Here is a 4,015-nt window from a genome sequence, read left to right on the forward strand (position 1 = left end):
GGTTAGAGCATGATACGCCACCAAAGCTTTTAATCTCTTTTCCGGTTTCAGAGATGCCATTTTCTTTAATTTAGTCGTGAATCTGTCGAGGGGTTCGATTGCATTATTTTTCATACGATGTTAATTACAAAATAAATGAACAAGAGTATACTATTCATTAATTTCATAAAATCAAGAGCAATTAACTAAATTCATTAATTTTTACTGTACATTTTTCAAAATTGTGATATAATAGAGGGCATATTAATGATACAATTCATTATTCAGAACAGGCAAATTCACTTTTAATGTAGCCTATATTCTGGATTTTGGTATGTTTTTCCTTTTGGTAAAAAACAATACGAAAGTTTCAATGAATGATTTTAAAATGATGTGCAAGCTCTGCAAGAGGAGTATACGGATATTTTTTTCGTTCTTTGTCGCTCACTGCCTGTAAAAGTACAGACAGTTTCTGTATTTCTTTACGCGATAGTTTTTGGATGAAGTTTGCTGCTATATTAATCATTCTGACATTGTTTAATATGTGAAATAAGCGCTTCGGGATTGGCTCATTCGGGAAAATAGATTCCGAATTCTTCTCCGTTTTCATAATATGCCGATGCTGTTTCTTTAGCGGTTATCGGGGTAATCAGAAGACCTTCCGGAGTTTCCTCGGCAAGAAAGTTCTGGGTATTGTATTTTGACCTCCATGCTTTAGGAAGTGTGATCTGCCCGGTATTGAACATTTTTAGGCTGTGAAGCATTTTTATGAACTGATCCATAATAAATAAGAATAACAAACTGCAATCCATGAAAAACGGGTGAGGATTGGATTCGTTAATTTAATGATATTGATTAAACTCATGAATTCAAGGTCTTTTATTTCCCGGGATTTCTTCAGGATCCTTCCTGTGATAAAAATATGTCTTCAAATTTCAAAATTTAACCTTGCAAATGCTTTTCTGAAAAATATGATGGAGGTTCAATAGTTCAATAAAAAATAAGTACTATGATTAAAGACAAAACGTTCCATTTTTTAAAGTATGAATTCGGATCGGTTGAAGCAGAAAACGGACAGGCAGCAGCCCGGATGGCAGCTCATCCTTTTGCTCCTAAAAAAAGTGAAGTGCTGATTCTTGTATCTGAAAAGGTGGGAACTCCGGTATTTCCGAATATGGGGCATCAGGAAATTGTGGAAAGGCTCTCCCATCTGGAAACAGTGGTGATCTGGAAAGAGGAGCATTTTGAACAGAAGGCAAAAGAACTGGAAAAGATTGCGGGACATCTGCTGTTCGAAAGGGGAAATTTTATGAAAGCCCTGTATCAAATGATTGCCAACCACAATCGCAGTGAGGGAATCTCCTGGAATACCGTAGAATATTACCTGCATGAATTTTGCCTGAAAGAATAGTCGTACTTCAACTCAATCTCCATTGGCTTTTCCAACGGAGATTTTTTACTAAAAGGATATAGGACAAAAAACGGAGTACACAAATTCCATTATAAACATAACAAAAGCTAAGACTAATTCCACTAATTCGATCATATACAATGTTTTAAAATTTATATTTAGCCATTCTATTTTCAGCTTTGATATCCCAATAATTTCCTGATCTGATAAAAGAAACGTTCAAGCAGCCTGAGATCCTGGGTAACAATTTCTGCATTACCTTTCAGTTCTTTATCGAAAATCAAGTTTTTGTTATAACTGGTTTTAAGTCCTCTCGGAAGAAGTACATCCACATAATAATTCCCTTTATCATCAGGAGCAATGGAAATATTCTGAACCTTTCCTTCTACAATTCCGTATTCCTGATAACGGTAATTGTCGAGTTTAATCAAAACCTTTTCACCCGAAGCAATCTTACCTGAATTGGTAGCCGGAACCTGCATTCTTCCTACTAGTGCTTCTTTGTTTTTAGGTAAAATAGATAAAATAGGATCCCCCGCTTTAATAAACTGATTCTCCCCAAAAAACTGCTGAAAACTGGCAATACCATCGGTATTGGAAATCACAAGATAGCTTTGCTCCCACTGCTTTAATGATTTTCTTAATTGTTCAAACAATTGTAAGGTTTGAGAAGAATACGTGATCTTATCTTTTTCTGTACTGATGGAAGCTCCGCTTTTGGTCTTGTTTAAATTGGAAATTCCTTCTTCTATTTGAGATAAGGAAATGTTCAGGTTTTGAAGGTTTTGCTGTGCCTGAAGGTATTTTATTTTTTCGTTTTCCAGTTCTACGGACGCAATTACGCCTTGATTAAACAATTCCTGTGAACGTTGATAATTTTTCTTGGTCAGTTCATATTTGGCAAGTTCCAGACTTTTCTGTTGCCTTAGTGTTGCTATACGGCTTCTATACTCAGAAATACTTTGATTGGCTGCTAAATTTTCCGGAGCGTAAGGCTGTAATCTTGTGAATAAGGCTTCATCCTGAAAGGCTTTAGCAAATTGATTATAGTCTCCCTGCAATTCTCCTAATTTAAATCGCGAAGCTTCATGCAAGGGAAAGGAGCGTAGCTGATCCGGAGTAATGGAATCCATCAGCTTTTTTAATTCTAAGACATCTTTATAATCGGCTGTGGATTGCATGATCATCAATACCTGATCTTTTTTAACTTCCTGATGGTTTTTAATAAAGATTTTTTCTATTTTAGAATTGATGGTTGCCTGTAATTTCTCAGGAGGATTCTGAGAAGTAACCACAATAGGAGCCGGAACAAATTCCGGATATTTAATAACATAGCTCATCATTAAGATAAGCACTAAAATTAAAAATATGATGGTGTTTCCCCACCGGATCATCCAATGAGGAGGTTGGGTAAGAATATCCTGAACACTTTCAGAACGAAGCTCAATATTATCTAAAATGTCTTTTTCTGCCATTACGTATTTCTTAATTTCCAAGTTCTAACTGATTCTTCACCAGTCGGTAATATTCTCCTCGCAAAGCAACCAATTCCGCATGATTTCCTTCTTCTACCACTTTTCCTTTATCTAAAACAATGATTTTATCGGCGTGTTTTACGGTGGATAGACGGTGTGCAATCACTACTGCTGTTTTACCTTTAAAAAACTGTTCGAGATTTTCCATGATCACTTTCTCATTGTTTGCATCCAAAGCCGAAGTTGCTTCATCAAAAAGGATATAGTCAGGAGATTTATAAACCGCTCTTGCAATGAAAAGTCTCTGTTTTTGTCCGCCGCTCACTCCCAAGCCTTCATTTCCGATTTTTGTATTGTAGCTTAATGGCAATTCTTCAATAAATTCTTTAATGTTGGCGATTTCAACGGCTCTTCTTAATTTTTGTTTGTCAACATAATCTTCTCCGACCGCAATATTATTGGCAATGGTATCGTTAAAAACATATCCTTCCTGCATCACCACTCCGCAATGATCTCTCCAGAATCTCGGGGAAATATTGTTAAGCTTTGTATTTCCTAATCGAATTTCTCCCTGAGAAGGTTCGTAGAATTTCATTAAAAGTTTCAACAGTGTTGTTTTTCCACTTCCGCTGGCTCCAACAATGGCCGTTGTTTTCTGAAAGGGAATGCTCAATGTAAGATTTTCAAAAACCGGAACATCGGAGCCGGTATATCTGAATGAAACGTTTTCCACCAGAATATCTTTCTCAGGAATGTCATGGGAGTACTGTTCTTCCTTATTCTCCTCATCATCTTTATCATGAATTTCACCCAATCTTTCCAACGAAATTTTAGCATCCTGAAACTGTTTGATAAAATCGATCAGCTGAAGCAAAGGACTGTTTAACTGCCCGATGATATACTGAACAGAAAGCATCATCCCTAAGGTTAAATTTCCTTCAAGCACCAGTTTTGCCGAAAGAAAGCTCACGAAAATATCTTTCATCTGATTGATGAAATTTCCTCCTACAGACTGCCATTGTTCCAAAGACAAAGATTTTATTCTCAGCTTAAATAATTTCACCTGTAGAAATTCCCAGTCCCATCTTTTTTGTTTCTCGGCATTATGCATTTTAATCTCCTGCATTCCGTTGATCAGCTCAATGACCTT

5 protein-coding genes are annotated in these 4,015 nt (G+C 36.3%); 1 reads left to right on the forward strand and 4 read right to left on the reverse strand.

Annotated features, from left to right (window positions below; all coding sequences use genetic code 11):
- Positions 1-349: 349 nt before the first annotated feature.
- Positions 350-505, reverse strand: a complete 156-nt coding sequence (locus DD829_RS23780) for a hypothetical protein (RefSeq protein WP_165814882.1) — start codon at positions 503-505, stop codon at positions 350-352.
- A 43-nt stretch (positions 506-548) separates the two neighbouring features.
- The gene (locus DD829_RS17440; RefSeq protein WP_123906916.1) at positions 549-743 is read right to left on the reverse strand and encodes an AbrB/MazE/SpoVT family DNA-binding domain-containing protein; all 195 of its coding nucleotides are present in this window, start codon (positions 741-743) and stop codon (positions 549-551) included.
- A gap of 245 nt (positions 744-988) precedes the next feature.
- Between DD829_RS17440 and DD829_RS17445 the strand changes: the two genes are divergently transcribed.
- On the forward strand, positions 989-1,390 hold the full coding sequence (locus DD829_RS17445) for a hypothetical protein (RefSeq protein ID WP_116547985.1): 402 nt from the start codon (positions 989-991) through the stop codon (positions 1,388-1,390).
- Positions 1,391-1,563: 173 nt separating this feature from the next.
- Here DD829_RS17445 and DD829_RS17450 read toward each other — a convergent pair whose 3' ends face one another.
- Both DD829_RS17450 and DD829_RS17455 read right to left on the reverse strand, forming a co-directional pair.
- Positions 1,564-2,865 carry an HlyD family secretion protein gene (locus tag DD829_RS17450; protein ID WP_116547986.1) on the reverse strand — a complete coding sequence of 434 codons (1,302 nt, stop codon included), beginning with the start codon at positions 2,863-2,865 and terminating at the stop codon, positions 1,564-1,566.
- 10 nt (positions 2,866-2,875) lie between these two features.
- Positions 2,876-4,015 (reverse strand): peptidase domain-containing ABC transporter (locus tag DD829_RS17455; protein WP_116547987.1); only part of this gene is annotated, 1,140 nt, incomplete at its 5' end.

It is taken from the genome of Chryseobacterium sp. HMWF035, from assembly GCF_003094695.1.
GTDB classification, from domain to species: domain Bacteria; phylum Bacteroidota; class Bacteroidia; order Flavobacteriales; family Weeksellaceae; genus Chryseobacterium; species Chryseobacterium gambrini.